Origin of the sequence: Nocardia sp. NPDC058480, from assembly GCF_042720495.1 — a bacterium.
GTDB lineage: Bacteria > Actinomycetota > Actinomycetes > Mycobacteriales > Mycobacteriaceae > Nocardia.
Window position 1 is genome coordinate 17,581 of the sequence record NZ_JBHXMN010000016.1, and the last position, 21,007, is coordinate 38,587.

Here is a 21,007-nt window from a genome sequence, read left to right on the forward strand (position 1 = left end):
AATGACCGAAGCCTCGCCGACCGCACTGCCCGCGGACTTCGCCGGGGACCTCGACGAACGAACAGCCGCCGGCATCGCCGCCGCTATCGGCCGCCGCATCCGCTCGGGAGCACTGGCGCCGGGCACTCGGCTGCCCACCGTGCGCGAGGTGGCCCGCGAACTCCGGGTCTCCCCCGCCACCGTCAGCCAGGCGTGGCGGGCGCTGGCCGCGACCGGCGCGATCACCGCGCGCGGACGGGCGGGCACCTTCGTCGGGGAGCAGCAGGAGGCGCCGATCGGCCGGTATCAGCGCCTGCACTCGCACTCCGACAACGCTTTTCGCGTCGACCTGTCCCGTGGCACCCCCGATCCGGCGCTACTGCCCGATCTCGCTGCCGCATTGCACGCGCTCTCGCGCGATACCGCGCCGGGCGATCTCTCTGCCCACTATCTCGGCGAGGCGGTGCTGCCCGCACTCGCCGAGACGTTGCGCGCCGACTGGCCGTGGCCGTGCGAACGGCTGACCGTCCTCGACGGCGCCCTCGACGCGGTGGACCGGCTGCTCGCCGCCCACGTGCGCTTCGGCGATCCGGTGATCGTCGAAGACCCGTGCTTCCCACCGTTTCTCGATCTGCTCGCCCGCCTCGGCGCGCGCCCGGTGGCCGTCCGCCTCGACGAATCCGGTTTCCGGCCAGCGGAATTCGCGCGCGCCTTCGACGGACCGGCGCCACGCGCGGTGATCCTGCAGCCGCGCGCCAACAACCCGACCGGCGCCTCCCTCGGCGCCGCCAGGGTCCGCGAGCTGGCCGCTCTACTCCGCCCGCACCCCGCACTGATCATCGAGGACGACCACTCCGCCGGCATCGCCACCACTCCGCTGCGCTCGCTCGCCGCGCACTTCCCCGCTCGCGGTGTCTACATCCGCTCCTACTCCAAGTCCCACGGTGCCGATCTGCGGTTGGCCGTCGCGGGTGGGCCCGCGGCACTGCTCGATCCGGTGGTCGAACGCCGGATGCTCGGGCCGGGATGGTCCAGCCGGCTACTGCAGCGCGTGCTGCTGACGATGCTCCACGATGCCGGTGCCCGCGCCACCGTCGCGAGCGCGCGCATCGAATACCGCAGGCGCGCTACCGTGCTGCGCCATGCGCTCGCCCGGCACGATGTCATCGTGGCCGCGGGCGACGGCATCAACCTCTGGCTTCCCGTCTCCGACGAGAACGCCGCCACGATCAGCCTCGCCGCCGCGGGCATCAAGGCCGCGCCGGGCGGCCCGTTCGAGGCGGGCGAGCGGCCCGCCGGCGACCATCTGCGTCTCACGCTGGGCGCCCTCGGCGACACCGACATCGCTTGGCTCGCAGCCGAACTCGCCGCCGCGGCCACCGCCACCCCGACCTACCGGCGCATCCGCCGATCCTGACCCGTAGCCACAAGACTTTCGTGGCCGCCGTCGTCCCGCGGCCGGCATCGTCCTCGCGGAGCTCGAGACGAACAGCTGCGTGACGACTTGCGCGATGATCTGCGGCCGTCGCGCCTCCTCGATGAAAGAGCGCCTGGAAGGCGTGCCCTAGATGACGCCGGCCTGGGCCGATGCGGCAGAATGAGGAATCCCTCCCGCGGAAAGGCAGCAGTGGTGGCGCTCGACAGGGCCCTCGGCATCACAGTCGGTCGCATTCCGACGCAGTAGCGACCGACCGACATCGGCGTCGACGTACTCGAGTCACCAGCATCTTCGATCACCGGGAGCAGCGCGTGTCCACCATCGCTTGGACCGAAGACCACATTCAGCAGACCGCCGTCTGGCATTCGGAGAACGGCGCGCCCGTGCCGCGCACCGTCACCACCGCCGACGACCGGCTCTCGGCCGATCACGCGTACCGCCGCATCAGGGCGGGTGAGGCGCTGCTGTGGCAGGGCGACTACAACAACGGTCGCCAACTGTTGCAGGCTCTGGGCCGCCGCGCCGATCGCAAGCCGGCGAAAAAGGCGGCTGTCGGCGACCTCAGCGCGCTCTACGAGCACGAGCGGGTCAGAAGACGCACGCGCGCAAGCATTCTCGGCAGTCTGCTGATCCAGCTCGACGCGGACTTCGACCTCGACCTGCGCCGGGCGCCCGATGTCGCGGCCGCCTGCGAGGCGGCCTATGGTCCAGCAACCGCATCACGCGTGGTCACCTTCACCGAACTGCTCGGCGTCCTGAGCGCCTACCGCTGGCAGCAACAGGGCGTCGAAGTACCGGCGCTCGGCGCCCGCGTCTACCCCGGGTACGGCGTATTCTCGCCCACCCGAAGCGAATACGTGGATCTCGTCGCCGACGCACCGCTCGATCCCGAGGTCCGCACCGCTTTCGATCTCGGCACCGGCACCGGCGTGCTGGCCGCACTGCTCGCCAAGCGCGGGGTCCCGGAGGTCGTCGCCACCGATATCAATCCGCGGGCCCTGCGCTGCGCGAAGGACAACGCCGAACGCCTCGGCTACGCGACGACGATCACCGTCACCGGCCCCGCCCTGTACCCGCCGGGCCGCGCCGATCTCGTCGTGTGCAATCCGCCCTGGCTGCCGGGTGTCCCCACCTCGGACCTGGAACGCGGTGTCTACGACGAGGATCAGTCGATGCTCACCGAGTTCGCCCGCGACCTGCGCGCGCACCTCACCCCCCACGGGGAAGGCTGGCTCGTGCTGTCCGACCTGGCCGAACTCCTCGGGCTTCGCTCCGTCGACCTTATCCCGCGACTGCTGGACGACGCGGGTCTGCGTGTCCTCGACAAGCTCACCACCCGCCCACGCCACCCACGCGCATCCGACCGCGACGATCCACTCGCCGCGGCCCGGTCGGCCGAGACCACCACGCTGTGGCGACTGCGGACGCGCTAGCGGACCGATCTCGGTTCCCCGCCACCCGCGCAGCCCCGAGGCGCGACCGGCCGAATGACCACCCTCTGTGTCGATCACACGACGAGCCGACCGGATCTGCTGGTCTGTCCCCACGCGGGCCGGTGCGGCTGGCAGGATGCGCGGTACATCGTCCGGTAGCACCCGTTTTCGAGGAGATCCCGCCAAGGTGACCAGCATTTCGCAGGACCGACCGTTCATTCGCGCACTCGTCGGCGTCGGTATCGCCGCGGCCGCCCTCGTGGCGCTGGCACCCGCCGCGCAGACCGTCCCTCAGCATCAGGCCGTGATCCCCGGCTGCACACCGGCCGCGGCGGGTCAGCCCAACGGCAAGCAGTGGCCCACCGAACCCGCGCTCACCATCGACGCCGCCGCGAGCCACACCGCGACCCTCGAAACCACCTGCGGCACAGTCACGATCGCGCTCGACGCCGCCGCGGCCCCGCGCACGGTGAACTCGTTCGCCTTCCTCGCCGGCGAGGGCTACTTCGACCACACCCGCTGCCACCGGCTCACCACCCAGGGCATCTTCGTGCTCCAGTGCGGCGACCCCACCGCCACCGGCATGGGCGGCCCCGGCTACAAGTTCAGCGACGAGAATCTCGCGGGCGCGGTCTACCCGGCGGGCACCGTCGCGATGGCCAACGCGGGCCCCGGCACCAACGGCAGCCAGTTCTTCCTGGTCTACCGCGACACCCAGCTGCCCCCGAACTACACGCCCTTCGGCACGATCACCGAGGGCCTTGACGCGATCAACAATGTCGCCGACGCGGGCGTTGCGGGCGGTGGCGCCGACGGCACCCCCGTGGCCGACGTGGTCTTCAACGCCGTGACCACCGCACAGGGCTGATCAACGGCCGAGGGCCGCATCTCCCGGTGCGGGAGACGCGGCCCTCGTCGTACGGCTGGGTGGATCAGCCGGCGCTGATCGAACTGAACAGATTCTGAACAGTCTGCAGGATGATCTCGGTCAGCAATTCAGCGGCGGAACCGGCCATGACAACGCTCCTCGGTAGTCCTCATCAGGTGAAACGAACAAGTGAAGCGTGCCCTATTCACTTCAGTCCGCGCAGCGTTTCGGTGAAAAAGATCTGAACAGAACCACGAAGGCCGCGTTCCCCCAGGAACGCGGCCTTCGATGGTGAGTGCTACAGGTACTGACCCGTGTTGGACTCGGTGTCGATCGCCCGGCTGGCCGAGGCGTTCTTGCCCGTGACGAGCGTGCGGATGTAGACGATCCGCTCGCCCTTCTTGCCCGAGATCCGTGCCCAGTCATCGGGATTGGTGGTGTTGGGCAGGTCCTCGTTCTCGGCGAACTCGTCGACGATCGAATCGAACAGGTGCTGGATCCGCAGACCCGGGTTACCCGTGTCGAGCACCGACTTGATCGCGTACTTCTTCGCGCGGTCGACGATGTTCTGGATCATCGCGCCGGAGTTGAAGTCCTTGAAGTACAGGACTTCCTTGTCACCGTTGGCGTAGGTGACCTCCAGGAACCGGTTGTCGTCGCTCTCGGCGTACATCCGCTCGACGACCTTCTCGATCATCGCCTCGACGCACGCCTGCTTGTCGCCGTCGAACTCGCGCAGATCGCTCTCGTGCAGCGGCAGCGTCTCGGTGAGGTACTTCGAGAAGATGTCCTGCGCCGACTCCGCGTCGGGGCGCTCGATCTTGATCTTCACATCGAGACGACCGGGCCGCAGGATCGCGGGGTCGATCATGTCCTCGCGGTTGGACGCACCGATCACGATGACGTTCTCGAGCCCCTCCACACCGTCGATCTCCGAAAGCAGCTGCGGCACAACGGTGGTCTCCACATCGGAGGAGACACCGGAGCCACGGGTACGGAAGATCGAGTCCATCTCGTCGAAGAACACGATCACCGGGGTGCCCTCGGAGGCCTTCTCCCGCGCCCGCTGGAAGATGATGCGAATGTGGCGCTCGGTCTCGCCGACGAACTTGTTGAGCAGCTCGGGGCCCTTGATGTTGAGGAAGAACGACTTGGCTTCCTTGGCATCCTGACCACGCGATTCGGCGATCTTCTTGGCGAGGGAGTTGGCCACCGCCTTGGCGATCAGGGTCTTCCCGCACCCGGGCGGACCGTAGAGCAGCACACCCTTGGGCGGGCGAAGCGCGTACTCGCGGAACAGATCCTTGTGCAGGAACGGCAGTTCCACCGCGTCGCGGATCTGCTCGATCTGACGGCCGAGCCCACCGATATCGGTGTAGTCGACATCGGGAACCTCTTCCAGCACAAGGTCTTCGACCTCGGCCTTGGGAACCCGCTCGAACGCGAAGCCCGCCTTGGTGTCGACCAGCAGCGAATCACCGGGCCGCAGTTTGCGAATCGGCTGATCGGGGTCTGCCATGTCGTCGTTTTCGGCGATCTTGGACAGCGGACCCGACAGCCACACCACTCGCTCTTCGTCGGCGTGGCCGACCACCAGGGCGCGCCTGCCGTCGTCGAGAATCTCACGCAGCGTGCCGATTTCGCCGACGACGTCGAAATTCCCGGCCTCTACGACGGTGAGTGCCTCGTTGAGGCGCACGGTCAGGCCGTATTCCAGTGCGTCAGCGTCGATATTGGGCGAGCAGGTGAGGCGCATCTTGCGACCGGAGGTGAAGACGTCGACCGTCTGATCCTCGTACGTGTGGATGACGATGCCGTAGCCGCTCGGCGGCTGGCCGAGCCGATCGACTTCCTCACGCAGCGCGATCAGCTGTTGGCGCGCTTCTTTGAGCGTGTCCATCAACTTGCCGTTGCGGATGGTCAGCGAATCGATCCTGGCTTCCAATTCGCGTGCGCGATCCGGCGAATCGGCGAGTTGCCTGCGAAGAGCAGCCGACTCGGCGCGTACCGCCTCGAGCTCTCGCCAGGCCGCCGAATCCGAATTCTCGTTGGGGCTCATGATGCTGCTCCTCCCAGTCCCGGTCTTTCAACGCTACCGGGCGCGGTCCGTTCTCGCTTTCCGACATGGTTTCGTCGTGATCACATCTTGTACGGTCGGTACGACATCAACCACACATTTGCACCTGTTAGGCTCCCCTAACACCCCGTACGGGGCACTCGCCCACGAGTCGAAAGGTTGCTGAACATGCTCCTTCCTCCCCGCACGATCCGTGTCACCGTCGCCACCGCCGCGGCGGCGCTCGCCCTCACCGTCGGACTGACCGGTTGCGGCGACTCCGACGATTCCTCGACGAATGCCACCACGAGCAGTACCAGTATCGCGGTCGCTCCGTCCAGCCTTTCGGCAACTCCGGCACCTTCGGATGACAACGCCGCCGCCCCCACCGCCGATTCCCTGAAGGCGACGCTGCTCGAGTTCGCCGATCCGGCACTGTCGACCGACGACAAGGCGAAACTGATCGTCAACGGCGATTCGCACAAGGCCAACATCGATCAGATGAACGGCATGCTGGCCGGCTACACCCTGACTTTCGCCGTCGACAACGTCGTGACCAGCGGCGACACCGCCACCGCCGATGTGACGATCACCTCACCGCACGGCACGGCACCCGCGTTCCCGGTCACCTGGCAGCGCGACGGCGGCACGTGGAAGCTCTCCGACGCCAGCGGCTGCCTGCTGCTCGGCTTCGCACAGGCCCCCTGCACGCCCGCCTGATCGTTCGGCATCACCGAGATGGTCCGCGAGTACCACCGGGGCCGTGTGATCGCTCTGCGAGGCGCGTAGGCACCAAGATCACTCATGCCGACGTGAGACCTCAGTCGCCGCTGCTGCCCATCATCGGAGAGGGATCCACCGGCGACCAAGGAATACGCAGGCACCTGCGAATTCCCGTGCCTGCCGACGGTTCACCGTTCGATACGCAAGCTCGCACCCTCGATCTCGAGTAGTTCCACGGAGGGGGCCGGGGTAGTTCCGCGCTGTGTTCGTGGCGCGAATTCTGCGATCGTCGGTGCCATGAGTGTTGTGCCCAGCGTCGCGGTGGTCGCCGCGAACACCCCAGCCGATCGTGATCGGTTCCTGGACCTGCTGCGTATCTCGTCGCTGGTGGTGGTCGTCGCGGGCCACTGCCTGATGCTGACCGTGACGGTGTCGGGCACCGCGGTGCATTTCGGCAACGTGCTCGCCGAACTGCCGATGCTGCAGCCGCTCACCTGGATTCTGCAGGTACTCCCGCTGTTCTTCTTCGCGGGCGTGGCCGCGGGTGCGCGCGGCCTCAGGCCCGGGACATCGTGGGGCGCTTGGCTTTTCCGGCGCACCCAGCGGCTGGTGCGACCGCTCGGATACTTCGTCGGCGCCTCGGCGGTGCTGCTGGCGGTGGCCGATCTCGTGCTCGCGCCGGGATGGCACCGTCCGCTCGCGGTGACGAGCGTGCAGCTGCTGTGGTTTCTCGGGATGTATCTGGCGGTGCTGGCGTTCGTGCCGTTGCTCGCGGCACAGGTCACCAGTGGTCGCCGGATGTTCGGCGTAGTCGCGGTGATCGTGGTCGGCACGGCGGTCGTCGACGCGGTGCGGCTCACCGGTGGACCGAAGGAACTCGGCTATCTGAATTTCATCGTGTGGCTGGTGCCCGCGGTGCTCGGGATCGGTTATCTGCGCGGGCTGCTGTCCCGGCGGACCGCGGCAGTGCTCGCCTGCGTGGTCCTGGCCGTCGATGTGCTGCTGGTCCTGGTCGGCCCGTACGAGGTAAGCCTGGTCACCGTGCCGGGTCAGCGGCTGTCGAACCTGGCACCGCCCTCGCTGCTGCTGGCCGGGCACGCGGTGGTGCTGTGCTGCGCCGCCGTCGCCGTCGCGCCCTGGCTGCGACGTCTCGCCGCGCGCCCACGGGTCTGGTGGTTGACGGTCATCGGCAACACCGGCGCCATGACGCTGTACCTGTGGCACATGCCCGCGCTGCTCACCGTGCTCGTGCTCAGCCACCTCGCGGGAGTCGACCGCGCCGCGCCGACCGAGCCCGGGTTCTGGCTGCTCACAGCGGTGCAGCTCGCCGCGACCGGCGCGCTCACCGGCGCCTTGTTCCTCGCCCTACGCGGCCTGGAGAACACTGCGCTGCCCTGGTGGGACGGACCGGTTGCCGCGGTGCGCGGTGTCCGGTCGGCCGCCACCGTGCTCGCCGTGATCGCGGCCGGGCTCGCGATCCTGGCGGCTACCCGATGGGGCCTCACCGTCGACGGTTGGACCTGGTTCGCAGGCGCGGCGGCCGCACTGCTCGCCGCCCGCCTGCTCACCCGTGGGTAATCAGCCCTTGGACGGACGCCGCTGCGGCTTGGGCGTGACGGTGCCCTCGGCCAGGCGCCGCGCGCTCACCAGGAACGCGGTGTGGCCCTGCATGCGATGCTCCGGGCGCACGGCCAGACCGACGACGTGCCAACCACGCACCATCGACTCCCACGAACGCGGTTCGGTCCAGCATTCCTGCTCACGCAGCGCCTCGACAACCTTGGACAGCTGAGTGACGGTGGCGACATAGACCACCAGCACACCGCCGGGAACCAGGGCCTTCGACACCGCGGGCAACGCATCCCACGGCGCGAGCATGTCGAGCACGACACGGTCGACCTGCGCGCCCTCGTACTTCGCCACGTCGGCGATGGTGATCGACCAGTTCGGCGGGCGCTCACCGAAGAAGGTCTCCACATTGCGGACGGCGTGTTCGGCATGGTCGTCGCGGATCTCGTAGGAGATCACCTCGCCCTCGGGCCCGACCGCGCGCAACAGCGAACAGGTCAGCGCGCCCGAACCGGCGCCGGCTTCCAGCACCCGCGCACCCGGGAAAACGTCACCCTCGTGCACGATCTGGGCGGCGTCCTTGGGATAGATGACGGCCGCACCGCGTGGCATCGACAACACGTAGTCGGTGAGCAACGGACGAAGGGCCAGGTACGGGGTGCCGTTGACCGACTTCGCCACGGTGCCCTCGTCCTTGCCGATGAGGTCGTCGTGCTTGATGCCGCCGCGATGGGTATGGAATTCCTTACCCTCTTCCAGCACCACCGTGAACAGGCGTCCCTTACCGTCGGTCAGCTGCACGCGGTCCCCGATAGCGAATGGACCGGTTCGTCTGGCCGTCATGAATCTCCTTCTTCGAGTGGATCCATCAGCCTGCCAGGCGCGGCGATCCGCGCGATCGACGGGTCAGCTATTTCGCCGCTGCCAACGCACGGTGCTGTTCGCCGGTCAGCGAGTGTGCTTCGCCCTGTGACCTCGCCCAGATCTGCGCGACGTGGCGGCCGCTGGATACCAGGCAGGCCCACTGCAGAGCATCGGCGTCGGTCCAGCAGGCGGCGCCGGGAACGCCGTCCGGGGCGGGCGCGCCCTTCCAGCCTTCGGTGGCGAGGGTCTCCGCGACGGTCGCGGCGGACAGTTTCGCCGCGGCGGCCGCGTCGGCGGTGCGATAGACAGCACTGTCGTCCATGCCGATCCCGACCAGCCCCACCTCGCGATACAACGTGAGCGCTGCCTGCTGATCGTCGGTGAAGATCAGCGCGCCACGCGGCCCGTAGGCACCGCTGCTCACATTGCCGTTGCCGACCGCGAGCGCGTTGATCCCGTCCGGGTCGTACGGCAGCTTCGCGAGCTCGGCGACGGGCGTCGCCACGAACGAATCCAGCAGGGGGCGTTGCCGTTCCAGCGCTGCGCGCACGGTCCGTTCGATCTCGGGCAGTCCGCCGAGGCGAGCGCTGGTGAACACCACGAACTCCCGGTGCGCGGTGAACGCCATGCCCTCGAGCCGATCGCGATTCTCCATGGTGAGGAACCGGGTGTCCGATGCGCCGGGCAGCTCGGCGGCAGCCCAGTCACCGGTCTGCAACATCCCGCTCTGTGTCGTCGCCGCGGTGGCGAGGGCGGTGGCCGCCGCTTTCGCCGAAGCGGTGTCCGGGAAGCGCATGATGCCGTGAGTGAGCCAGTCGGTGTCGGCGCTCGTGTCACCACCGTTGGAACGCTGACTGACGAATCCGGTGAGCAGGCCGTTCGCCGCGGCGGCCGAGCTGATCGCCGTGTTGTGGCCGGTCATGATGGTGAGCATCGGTTCGGTGAGCACGCCCGCCTGTCCGTGGCGCACGAAAGCGGGATCGATGTCGGTGGACAGCGCCAGCACTTCGGCCATCCGGTTGCCCTCGGCGAGGGTGCCCAGCTGCAACCGCTGCTCGTCGGTCTGCGCGGTGGCCGAGGTCGTCGGCGCCGATGTGGTCGAGACAGCCGTGGCGCCCGGTACCCGGACCACCTTTCCCGGATCCTCGCACGCACTCACCATGATCACCGCGGCCAAGACCGCCCCCACCCGGAACATCAGTTGCATGCCGCGATCCTGGCAGACCCCGCCCACAACCACCGAATCCCGAGTCGGTCCTCGGTATCCGACGCGTGCGCCGATCCCGCGGCCTGCGCGCGTGGGCCCGAATCGGGCAATCCTGTCAGTGGCTGCCGTTAACCTGCGAAATATGTCAGTGCCCTTGTCCGTGCCCCTGACCGATGACACCGCCGCCGCGCCGGTGCATCGGTCGCGTCCGGCGTTGTCGCCTTCGCGGGCAAGCGATTTCAAGCAGTGCCCGTTGAAGTACCGGTTGCGGGCGATCGATCGGGTGCCGGAACCGCCGTCGCGAGCCGCCGTGCGCGGGACCGTGGTGCACGCGGTGCTCGAGGATCTGTTCGGGTTGCCCGCTGCTCAGCGTCAGCCGGAGCGGGCGGCGGAGTTGATTCCCGAGGCGTGGGAGCGGGTGCGCGCGGAGCGCGACGGGGTGGACGAGCTCGTCGCCGAAGGTGGGCCGCAGGCACTGTTCGACGAAGTGCGCCAGCTGGTCGCGAGCTATTACGAGCTAGAGGATCCGCGGCGATTCGAGCCACACGCGCTCGAAGAACGGGTCGAAGTCGACCTCGAAGGCGATATTCCGCTGCGCGGTTTCGTCGACCGGATCGATGTGGCGCCCAACGGCTTGCTGCGCGTGGTCGACTACAAAACCGGTCGCTCGCCCGGACCGATGCACGAAGCGCGCGCCTTGTTCCAGCTCAAGTTCTACGCGCTGATGATCCTGCGCACCCGCGATATCGTCCCGGCCCAACTGCGCCTGATCTATCTGGCCGACAAGAACATCCTCACCTACACACCCGAGCGCGAGGAACTCGATCGCTTCCAGCGCATTCTCACCGCGCTCTGGCAGGCCATCATCGACGCGGGCAAGACCGGAGACTTCCCGCCTACTCGCAACTCGATGTGCAAGTTCTGCGACTTCACATCCTTGTGCCCCGAGTACGGCAGCACGCCACCGCCGTACCCTGGTTGGCCCGTCCAGGCCGCGATTGCGGCCGACCTTGTGACAGAACGCCTTCCCGAAGACGTGTGACCGCGATCGGCGCCGCGCGGAAACTACCGCAGGCGGCGTTCCTCTTCGGCTTCCAGCCGGCGGCGCTCCTCTTCGCGCTCGACCTGCTCCTTCTCGATCTTTTCCTCGTGCTCGTCCTTGTTCGACATGTTCGCCCCGATCATGGATTGCCCGGACAAATCTGCCGTCCAGCCTACTCGCGGCGGAGTGCCCAGCGGCGGCGTCGACCCTGCGCGCACGGTGACGGCACAAGCCCCGAGGTTCCGGGTCTCCTGGGAGCACCTTTCCCCCCGTAGAGTGCGGGTCGAGGACCACCAGCGAATCCCGCACAGCGAGGAGAATCCATGAATCGCGGCCTGTCCAGGACCGTCGCAGCCGCCGGTATCGCGCTGGCGATGGGAACCTTTCCAGCCGTCGCCTCGGCGAGCTCACCGATAGCGCCGACCGTCGCCCAGCACATCATCGGCGGCACGCCGACACCGCCGTTCGACCCGATATGCCCCCTGTGTTTCGTGCGCGAGGCGCTCGAAAGTCTCTCCGCGAAGTAAACACACAACCGCCCCGAGTTCCTTGGCTTTCCGAGGGCAGTAGCGTGCCCGTATGATGCCGGTCGAGGATGAAAGCGATTGCGGCACAGCGGGGGAGGTTGCATTGATGTCCGACGGCCGCGACCGCCTACACGCTGAGATTGCCGCGTTCTACGCGGGGTTCGGGCAGCCCGCCGCCTTGCTTGCCGCGTTCCGACAGGCCGCGGTCCTCGTTCCGCTGACGGCAGACGATCACGTCTTCTTCTCGCAGGTGGGCGGCGTCGACTGGTTGTGCACCTTCACCAGCATCGAGGAGTACGCCCGTTTCATGGCGACTCGCGGTCATCTGCAGGACGGCGGCTTCGACGCGGACCGGGAGTACCGCCACCACTGGCTGTTCGGCTGGCGACTGCAGGAATACGTCGAGTCCCGCACCGAACCCGCCGGAATCGCGATCGACATCGTGGGTTCGGCACCCATGGCGTTTCCGCCGGATGTCTCCGGGTAATCGACGAATGGGGAGGGGTGTGCGATGACGAAGCTCGAGATCGATCCCGCGGTGCTGCAGCAGGCCGCGAAAGGTATCGAGGACACCATCGGTCAGCTGTCGGAATTGGGGATCGGCGAGACGGGCAATATGGGCCGAGGTTTCGCGCTGCTCACGCTCTCGACTCTCGAAGCAGGCAAGCACACGGTTCAGAAGACCTTCGAGGAGTTCACCGAACGGTGGTCCTGGGGTGTGCGGGCGCTGGTCCAAGGGGGCAACTCGATCGCCCGGACTCTCGGTTTGGCCGCGGGCCGGTACGACGAAATGGATGCCAAGGCCGAGGGCACACTCAAGAAGATGTGGACGCACTTGGCGGGCAACCCACATCTTTCCGACGAGGAAATCACCAAGCGTTCCTGGGGCGATACCTTCTCCGACAACTCCTTCAACCACATCCGTAACGCGGACTACAGCATGAAATCGTTTCAGGATGCCAACCAGACCATTCAGAACAATCTGAAGGTGGTCGAGACGGTCGGTCCGCAGGCGCTGGCGAATGTGAGCCCGGTGAGCGGCCTCGTCAGCGGTGAATCGCCAGGCTGGAACACCGGTGCCGCCCAGCAGGCAGGCGACCTCATGAAAGAGCAGCAGGGAGGGCAATAGCCTGTGGGACTCGGCGATTTCATCGACAAAGTCGGAAGCGCGATCGAGGACGGTGTCGAGGATTTCGTCGAGGGCGCCGGGGAGGTCATCGATGACGGCCTCGACGTGGTCGGCGACGCGGCCGGGTATGTCGGGCTGGACAGTGTCGACAACGCACTCGACGATCTGGGCGACAATATCGCCTCCGCGACAGGCGGCGATGTCGAAGAGGAAGAACTCGGCCAGACCGAGGACCCCAAAGAACTGATCCTGGGCGAGCCATCCGAAATCGGCTCCACCGCGGAGACATTGAAGAAGATGGCCGCGGCGATCGAGTCGACCGGTCAGGCACTGCAGAAGATCGACGCTGCCGATTGGACCGGCAAGGGCGCGGACGCGTTCAACGAGGTCTACGACAAACAGCCGAAACTCTGGTTCGACGGCGGCGATGCCATGACGGCGGCGGCCGGCGCCCTGGAAGCGTGGCAGAACGAGGTCAAAGCCGCGCAGGACAAGGCGGGCACTGCCATCGAAAAGTGGAAGGCCGCCCACGCCGAGGAAGTCCGGCAGAAGAACTGGTGGAACTCGCTGACGGGCGAGCAGCAGCAACAGAATCCCCTGGTCGACACCTGGACGTCGCTACGCAACGAAGCGCGAGAGATTCTGCGGGGCGCTCGAATTCAGCGTGACAACGGCGCATCGATCGCCGACGGCGCCTTGGCCGCGGCCACCGAGAAGGCGCCGAAGGAACCCCCTTTCAGCGAACGGTGGATAGCCAATATCTCCGATCTCGGTGGAGTACTCGAGCACGGTGCGCTGAATTTCTACGCCGGATTGCTGACCAGCCTGACGGGGCTCGTGCAGTTCGTGCGCCAGGTGAATCCGACCGACATCTACAACATCACCCACCCGGCCGACTACGTCAAAGGGTTGTCCAATCTCGGCACCGGACTCGTTGTCGCCGTGGCGGATCCCGGCGCGACCGTCGACGCGATCCTGAAGGATGCCAGGGCAAACCCGTTCGAGTTCGTCGGTGCGCTCACTGGCGATGCGCTGCTCACCGCCGCCACCGGTGGTGGGGGTAGCGCGAAATTCGCCATCAGTGCCTTTAAGAAGGCCACCAATGCGGGCAGGCGGCTTCCCGACGGCGGTTCCGGTCCGAGCCCGCACCGCCCGAACCCGACCGGCGAAGGCGCCCCGACCAGGGAGACCGACCCGGCTGGGCAGACCAGCCAACGTCAAGGCGCCGGCCTGCCGGATTCCGATCGAGGGCCGGCACCGGAAGGGCGCCCGGTCGAGGGAGCACCGCAACGAGAAGCACCGACCCAGCGAACCGAGGACACCGGCGACGGTTACTCGCCGACACCGGAACACGCCGAGCCGCGGCACTCCGATCCGCCGGCGCGGACCGATCACGACCAGCCGTCACCTACTACCGAAACCCCTAGCAGCACACCCGATCCCGAACCCACCCGACAGCCCGAACCCACTCAGACGCCGGACCGCGGCCCTGATGCCGACCCACAAACGAGTCGACCGGAACCGCGCCCGGAAGCGGCGAGCACGTCGAACCCAGACTCGACGCCCTCCCAACGCGCAGATCAAACACCAACCCAACAGACCGACCACACACCGACCCAACGCACCGATCCGACCCTCGATCAGCAAACTGATCGCACCCCGACTCACCGCACCGACCCGACACCAACCCAACAGACCGACCACACACCAACCCAACGCACCGAGCCGGCGTCGACTCACCAGACGAATCCGGATTCACCATCGACACCGCACGCGGACTCGCCCGGCTCACAGGCGGATTACGACACGACATCGCACACGGATCAGGACACCGCACCGACTCAGCACAGCGATCCCGACCGAACATCCCGGGAGGACGGCTCGGCGTCAGAAGCCCGGCCGAACCCCGCCGGTCACACGAACGACGCCCCGGCTGGCATCGACACCCGACCGACTGGGCACGCGGATCCGACGTCACAGACATCGAGCCCCACGACACCTGTCGCAGGCTGGCAACCAGGTCACAGCATCAGCCCCGACAACGGTCCCGCACATCGACCGAACCCCGACGCACAACCAGCGCGCAATCCCGGCGCCACCCCGGCCGGGCCGTCCCACACGCCGCAATCACCCCGCGCCGAATCGACACCACAACGGCCACACCACGATCCAGGTGCCGGACCCCAGAAGACCCCGGAGTCTCCGCGCGCAGGCGCGGCACTCGACCCGACCGTGCGCGGGAACGGGAATTCGCCACTGACCGCCGGACCCCACCCGGATTCCCCCACCAGGTCGACGCCAGGGCACCCGCCGACACGCGCAGAGGCCGAAGCCCCATCCCGTGCACACCCCGAGGCCAACGACCGAGGACCGGATCACGACCCGGACACACCCCGCGATCGCACTGACGGACGCACCCCAGAGCATGAACCGGCGCCGAAAGATCGCACGCCCGACCGTGATCCGAGCGCGCCTACCGATCGCACACCGGACCGGGATTCGGACGCGCCCACCGACCGAACACCACACCGCGACACCGACAACGATCACGACTCCCCCACCGAGCGCGACCGAGACACCGACAATGATCGCGATACCCCGACAGCACAGGACCGCGCCGACGGCGACCGCGACGCGCACGATGAGGCACGCAAGTCCGGCGCCGAACACGATCGGACGCCCGACCAGAAGACCTGTTCCACCGATCCGGTCGACATCAGTACCGGGGAATTCCTGCTCCCCGAAACCGATGTGGAGCTGGCCGGGGTCCTGCCACTGGTGCTGCGACGCTCGCATCATTCGAATTACCGCTTCGGTCGCTGGTTCGGCCGTTCGTGGTCGGGAACTCTGGATGCCCGGGTTGCCGTCTCGGACGCGGGTGTCACTTTCATCGGCGAGGACGGCATCATGCTGGCCTACCCGCACGCCGAGGCAGGCGAGCCGGTCCGGCCGCTGACCGACGGCCAAGCCTGGTCGTTGACCCGCACCGACTCCGGCGGCTACCGAGTGTGGGATCAACGGCGGGAACTGATCTGGCATTTCGCACCCGAACCACATCTGGACGGTCTCGAAACCATCCTCGGAAATTACGCGATATCGGCGATCACCGACCGGCACCACAACCGCATCCGGTTCCACTACGACGCCGACGGTGTTCCGGTCGAGGTCTCGCACTCCGGCGGTTACCGGGTCCGCATCGATTCCGCGCACGGCCGTATCACCGGTCTCGCCTTGATCACCGATGATCCGAGCCTCGGCGAGATGACGGTTCCACTGCGCGAATTCGGCTATACCGCAGGTCAATTGACGACGGTGACCAATGCCGTCACGGCGATGACGCACTATACCTACGACGGCGACCACCGCATGACGTCCTGGACCGACTCGAACGGCAGCCGGATGGTGAACACCTACGCGGAGTCAGGTCGCGTGATCCACCAGCGCGGCAGTGCGGGAATCTTGAACTGCGACTTCGAATACGTGGAGTTTCCGGGCGGCGCGGGCAGACTGACCGCCGTCACCGACTCCGTCGGCGCTGTCACGACCCACGGTTTCGATCGCGATCTGCGGTTGCGCGACCTCGTCACCCCCGATGGTGGCCGTTACCACACCGACTACAACGCCGAACGCAAGCCGTTGACCGTCACCGGCCCCGACCCGGCGACTACCACCACCTACCGCTACAACGGCGCGGGTGATCCGGAGGAGATCATTCGGCCCGACGGTGTCCCGATCGAGTACGAGTACGCCTGGCGGAACCGGCCGACCACGATCACCACGGCAGACGGTTCGGTACACCGCCGCGAATGGTCCGAGAACGGCGACCTGACGGCCGCGATCGACCCGCGCGAAAACCGCATCGAGTTCACCTACCACCCGTCCGGGGCACTGGCGAGTGTGCTGGTCGACGGCGTACTGACAACCGTGCACACCGATGCCGCCGGATTGCCGATCGCCATTGTCGATCCGCTCGGCGCGACGACGCGCATCGAACGCGACTCCGCGGGGCGCCCGGTGCGATCGGTCGATCCCGCAGGCGCGCTCACGCAGTACGAATGGTCGCCGGCCGGAAGTCTGCTCCGCAGAACGGATCCCGACGGCCGCACCGAATCGTGGGCTTACGACGGTGAGGGCAACATCATCTCGCGGACCGATCGTGCGGGTGGGGTCACCGAGTATTCCTACGGCGCTTTCGATCTGCTGCGGTCGCGCCGCGATGCCGACGGGTCGGTCACCCGCTACGCGTGGGATTCCGAGCGCAGACTCACGACCGTCCACAATCCGCTCGGCCAGAGCTGGATCTACGAGTACGACAAGGCCGGGCGGCTGATCGCCGAAACCGATTACAGCGCAGCCACTACCGCCTATACCTGGGACTCGGCGGGGCGAGTCGCCACCGTCACCCCGGCAACCGGGGTCACCCGTCATCACAGGTACGACATCCTGGGCAGGCGCACCGAGATCGTGACCGATGACGGCGATTGGATCCGCCACACCTATGATCCGGCGGGCCGAATCCTCACCGCACACACCGGAACCGGCGCTGCGCAGCAGCACGTACTCGAATACACCTACAGCACCACCGGATTGCTCGCCTCGGAGCAGGTCGATACCCGGCCGCCGATGCAGTTCACCTACGACCGGCACGGGCGCCGGATCGGCCGCACCAGCCCGACCGGCGCCGAAACCCAGTGGCATCACGACCTGGTCGGCCGTGTCGACCGCATCGGCAGCGGAGTCGGCGCCATCACCTTCGAGTACAACCTCGCCGGCCACCTCACTCGCTGGCGCACCGGGGAGATCGCGGTCGATCGACACGTCACCGCGCACGGACATCTCGTCGGTCAGGAAGTGACCGCCTTCCCCACCCGGCTCGTTTCCCTCGACCTCGACCAACCCGCGCGTCCGGCGCCACGGCGCGTGCGCCGCGACGAATTCGTTTACCGCGCAGATGAATATCTCACCGCCCAGACGACAAGCCGCCCCGGCGCCGCGGCGCTGCGGCGCGATTACACGCTCGACTCCATGGGCCGTGTCACCGACGTCCGGCACAACAACCACGTCACCGAGCACTACCGCTACGACCCGCTCGGCAATGTCACCGACAGCGCCTCGGAAACCTCGGCCGCGCACCGCGACTATCGCGACAACTTGCTCGTCCACGACGGCCACAGCCACTACGGCTACGACCTCGCGGGCCGGCTCATCCGCAAGACCACCGGCGAACACACCTGGCACTACCGATACAACAGCTTCGACCGGCTCACCGACGTCTACACCCCCGACCAGCAGTGGTGGCAGTACACCTACGACGCCCTCGGTCGCCGCACCACCAAACAGCACCTCGCCGCAGACGGCACCGTCCTCGAACGCACCGACTACACCTGGGACGACACCCACCTGATCGAAAGCACGACCGCGACGGTGACAACCCGCTGGGAACACCGTCCCGGCACCCACACCCCGCTCACCCAAACAATCGACCGGCCTTCACGCGAGTTCTGCGCGATCATCACCGACCTAGTCGGCACACCGACAGAACTGGTCGACCCCACCACCGGCGAAACCACCGCCACCGCGACCACAGATCTCTGGGGCCAGACCACCTGGCACGGCCGCACCAGCACTCCCCTACGCTTCCCCGGCCAATTCCACGACCCCGAATCCGGGCTCCACTACAACCTCCACCGCGTCTACGACCCCCACACCGCCCGCTACCTCACCCGAGACCCCCTCGGCCTATCCCCCGCCCCCAACCCCAACATCTACCCCCGCAACCCCCAGTCATGGAGCGACCCCCTCGGACTGATTCCGGACGAGTGCAAAGACCCAGCACCCGATTCCGACGGTGACAAAACCCCCGACCCCAACCACGTCGCTCCCACCGACCCCGTTCCCACACACCCCACCGTCAATACGGGCCAACCCACCATCACGCCGGAAACGGTCCCCGATCCCAACACAACCCAGGGCACTGGGCAGGCAGGATCCAGTGACGGGGACAACGCCCCGAATACCCCTGAGTCCGCCGATGAAGTCTTGCTGCGCGAGCAAATAGAGATCTACGACGGCCTCGGCGATACGCCTCCACGGATCGACATGGCCGCTAACGACGCCAACCATGTCGCCGATGGCGCGCACTCTCTGGAGCGCCACGGTCCAGACGTGCCGTTGAACCGGGGTGACGCCCCGCAAGGAGACCGCACTATCGAGGGCCGAATCTTTGGCGACCCGCCGTGGGGTAACCAACAAAACTGGTCATATCGCTGGCTCGACCGAGAAACGATGAACAGCACCGTAAACGACTATCTTCGGGCTAACTGGGATGCCATTCGTAGCGACCTCGCATTAGACGGCCGCCACAGAGCTGTTTTCGACGCGGGCCGCCCTACCGGATTGGGGTTCTACAACGAAGGCATGTACTCACCCGGGCCACGGTCGGCGCACCTCCACCATGCTCGCAATGCCGCAGTAGTATTCGAGCTGATCCCGGGCAGTCCACCATCGTTCATGGTCATCACCGCATACCCGGCGGGAGTACTATCCTGATGGGCGTGGATATCCCGGAAGCACTACGTGCGCGAATGAACCAACCGCGTCCTCCCGCGATCGACCAGGTGCGCGAATTCTTGATTTGCCACGTTGCAGACATCGACGGCCTCGACGATCTCCGGATGGACATTGCCCGAACAGCACGGCTCAATCGGCGGACGGTGCTTCGCGATGCCGAAGCAATCGAAACGCTACTGTCCACCCCTCAACCGCCAGGAACTCTCTCGTGGATGGTTGCCGCCAACGGCAACTGGGTCCTCGAAGACGAAACCTCCGACGACTTGGCGGCCGACTGGTTGCGTGGACTCGCGACACTCATTCGCGAGGTTGTCCAAGAATCCGATGGTCAGCGCAACGGCTGATCATCGGATCCGGCGCGGGCCCCGGCAGCCCGCCTGGACTCAGAAAGCTCGGCAGGAGCGGATGTCGGTGGCGAGGATGGCCTTGGCGCCGAGGTCGGCGAGACGGTCCATCAGTTCGTTGCCCTGCTTACGCGGGACGAGCGCCCGAACGGCGACCCAGTCGGGGTCGGTGAGGGGCGAAACGGTCGGCGACTCGAGGCCGGGGGTGATCGCGACGGCCTGGTCGAACAGGGACTTGGGGCAGTCGTAGTCGAGCATCAGGTATTGCTGGGCGAAGACGACGCCCTGGATGCGGTTGATGAGCTGGTTGCGGGCACGGTCGTCGCGGTCGGAACCGGTACGTTCGATGAGGACGCCTTCGGAGTCGCACAGGGACTCGCCGAACGCGATCAGGTTGTGCTGACGCAGGGTGCGGCCGGAGCCGACCACGTCGGCGATGGCATCGGCGACACCGAGCTGGATCGAGATCTCGACCGCGCCGTCGAGGCGGATCACCTCGGCCTCGATGCCGAAGCGGGCGAGGTCGGCGCGGACCAGGTTCGGGTAGGAGGTGGCGATGCGCTTGCCCGCGAGGTCCTCGACCTTCCAGTCCTCGCCTGCCGGGGCCGCGTAGCGGAAGCTGGAGCGGCCGAAACCGAGCGACAGCCGTTCGCTGACCGGGGAGCCGGAGTCCAGGGCCAGGTCGCGGCCGGTGATGCCGAGGTCGAGCTCACCGGAGCCGACGTAGATGGCGATGTCTTTGGGACGAAGGAAGAAGAACTCGACCTGATTGGCGGGATCGAGAACGGTCAGATCGCGGGAGTCGGTCCGCTTGCGATATCCGGCCTCGCTCAGGATCGAGGTGGCGGATTCAGACAGCGAGCCCTTGTTGGGAACGGCGACGCGCAACATGGGATAGGGGTCCTTTCGGGGGAAGTGGAGAACGTGTCGATCGGGACGGATCCGCCGTCACAGATGTCGGTACACGTCCTCGAGCTTCAGCCCACGACCCAGCATCATCACCTGGACCCAGTACAGCAGCTGGGAGATCTCCTCGGCGAGCGCCTCATCGCTCTCGTGCTCAGCGGCCAGCCAGATCTCACCGGCTTCCTCCAGGACCTTCTTGCCCTGGAAATGAACGCCTGCGTCCAGCGCGGCCACGGTGCCAGACCCCTCAGGACGGGTCTGGGCACGCTCGGTCAGCTCGGCGAACAGGGATTCGAAGTTCTTCACGAGTAGAGATTGTTTCATACCCGACCCAGCGGTTTTCCCGGCGCAC

General features: G+C 66.9%; 16 protein-coding genes. 11 read left to right on the top strand and 5 right to left on the bottom strand.

Features of this window, described 5'->3' with window-relative positions; all coding sequences use genetic code 11:
* Position 1 precedes the first annotated feature (1 nt).
* The 3 genes from ACFWO8_RS27525 (at position 2) to ACFWO8_RS27535 (ending at position 3,718) form a co-directional block, all read left to right on the top strand.
* The gene (locus tag ACFWO8_RS27525) at positions 2-1,396 is read left to right on the top strand and encodes a PLP-dependent aminotransferase family protein (protein WP_378965807.1); all 1,395 of its coding nucleotides are present in this window, start codon (positions 2-4) and stop codon (positions 1,394-1,396) included.
* A gap of 332 nt (positions 1,397-1,728) precedes the next feature.
* Positions 1,729-2,850 (top strand): methyltransferase, encoded by a 1,122-nt coding sequence (locus tag ACFWO8_RS27530; protein ID WP_378965811.1) that lies wholly within the window; start codon positions 1,729-1,731, stop codon positions 2,848-2,850.
* Between the two features lie 187 nt (positions 2,851-3,037).
* A complete protein-coding gene (locus tag ACFWO8_RS27535; RefSeq protein WP_378965813.1) occupies positions 3,038-3,718 on the top strand; it encodes a peptidylprolyl isomerase in 681 nt (226 codons plus the stop codon).
* 298 nt (positions 3,719-4,016) lie between these two features.
* On the opposite strand, the gene arc is transcribed toward ACFWO8_RS27535, so the two are convergent.
* Complete coding sequence (gene arc / locus ACFWO8_RS27540) at positions 4,017-5,777, bottom strand: proteasome ATPase (protein ID WP_378965821.1); 1,761 nt, start codon at positions 5,775-5,777, stop codon at positions 4,017-4,019.
* A 186-nt stretch (positions 5,778-5,963) separates the two neighbouring features.
* Here arc and ACFWO8_RS27545 point away from each other — a divergent pair, with 186 nt between their 5' ends.
* A complete protein-coding gene (locus ACFWO8_RS27545; RefSeq protein WP_378965824.1) occupies positions 5,964-6,494 on the top strand; it encodes a hypothetical protein in 531 nt (176 codons plus the stop codon).
* A gap of 300 nt (positions 6,495-6,794) precedes the next feature.
* Entirely contained in the window at positions 6,795-8,075 is a 1,281-nt protein-coding gene (locus tag ACFWO8_RS27550; RefSeq protein WP_378965827.1) for an acyltransferase, read from the top strand.
* Here the strand turns inward: ACFWO8_RS27550 and ACFWO8_RS27555 are convergent, their stop codons facing one another.
* The gene (locus ACFWO8_RS27555; RefSeq protein WP_378965830.1) at positions 8,076-8,909 is read right to left on the bottom strand and encodes a tRNA (adenine-N1)-methyltransferase; all 834 of its coding nucleotides are present in this window, start codon (positions 8,907-8,909) and stop codon (positions 8,076-8,078) included.
* Positions 8,910-8,976: 67 nt separating this feature from the next.
* Entirely contained in the window at positions 8,977-10,137 is a 1,161-nt protein-coding gene (locus tag ACFWO8_RS27560) for a hypothetical protein (RefSeq protein WP_378965832.1), read from the bottom strand.
* 142 nt (positions 10,138-10,279) lie between these two features.
* Here ACFWO8_RS27560 and ACFWO8_RS27565 point away from each other — a divergent pair, with 142 nt between their 5' ends.
* From ACFWO8_RS27565 to ACFWO8_RS27590, 6 genes are all read left to right on the top strand, one after another.
* Complete coding sequence (locus tag ACFWO8_RS27565; RefSeq protein ID WP_378965837.1) at positions 10,280-11,179, top strand: RecB family exonuclease; 900 nt, start codon at positions 10,280-10,282, stop codon at positions 11,177-11,179.
* 323 nt (positions 11,180-11,502) lie between these two features.
* On the top strand, positions 11,503-11,706 hold the full coding sequence (locus ACFWO8_RS27570; RefSeq protein ID WP_378965839.1) for a hypothetical protein: 204 nt from the start codon (positions 11,503-11,505) through the stop codon (positions 11,704-11,706).
* 106 nt (positions 11,707-11,812) lie between these two features.
* Positions 11,813-12,193 (top strand): hypothetical protein, encoded by a 381-nt coding sequence (locus ACFWO8_RS27575; RefSeq protein WP_378965841.1) that lies wholly within the window; start codon positions 11,813-11,815, stop codon positions 12,191-12,193.
* A gap of 24 nt (positions 12,194-12,217) precedes the next feature.
* Positions 12,218-12,835 carry a hypothetical protein gene (locus tag ACFWO8_RS27580; RefSeq protein WP_378965845.1) on the top strand — a complete coding sequence of 206 codons (618 nt, stop codon included), beginning with the start codon at positions 12,218-12,220 and terminating at the stop codon, positions 12,833-12,835.
* A 3-nt stretch (positions 12,836-12,838) separates the two neighbouring features.
* A complete protein-coding gene (locus ACFWO8_RS27585; RefSeq protein ID WP_378965848.1) occupies positions 12,839-19,384 on the top strand; it encodes a putative T7SS-secreted protein in 6,546 nt (2,181 codons plus the stop codon).
* Positions 19,385-19,389: 5 nt separating this feature from the next.
* Complete coding sequence (locus ACFWO8_RS27590; protein WP_378965854.1) at positions 19,390-19,749, top strand: hypothetical protein; 360 nt, start codon at positions 19,390-19,392, stop codon at positions 19,747-19,749.
* A gap of 39 nt (positions 19,750-19,788) precedes the next feature.
* Here the strand turns inward: ACFWO8_RS27590 and hisG are convergent, their stop codons facing one another.
* Together hisG and ACFWO8_RS27600 are read right to left on the bottom strand one after the other, a co-directional pair.
* Positions 19,789-20,640 carry an ATP phosphoribosyltransferase gene (gene hisG, locus ACFWO8_RS27595; protein WP_378919606.1) on the bottom strand — a complete coding sequence of 284 codons (852 nt, stop codon included), beginning with the start codon at positions 20,638-20,640 and terminating at the stop codon, positions 19,789-19,791.
* A 57-nt stretch (positions 20,641-20,697) separates the two neighbouring features.
* Positions 20,698-20,979, bottom strand: coding sequence for a phosphoribosyl-ATP diphosphatase (locus ACFWO8_RS27600; RefSeq protein ID WP_174562637.1), 282 nt, complete (start codon positions 20,977-20,979; stop codon positions 20,698-20,700).
* Between the last annotated feature and the right edge of the window lie 28 nt (positions 20,980-21,007).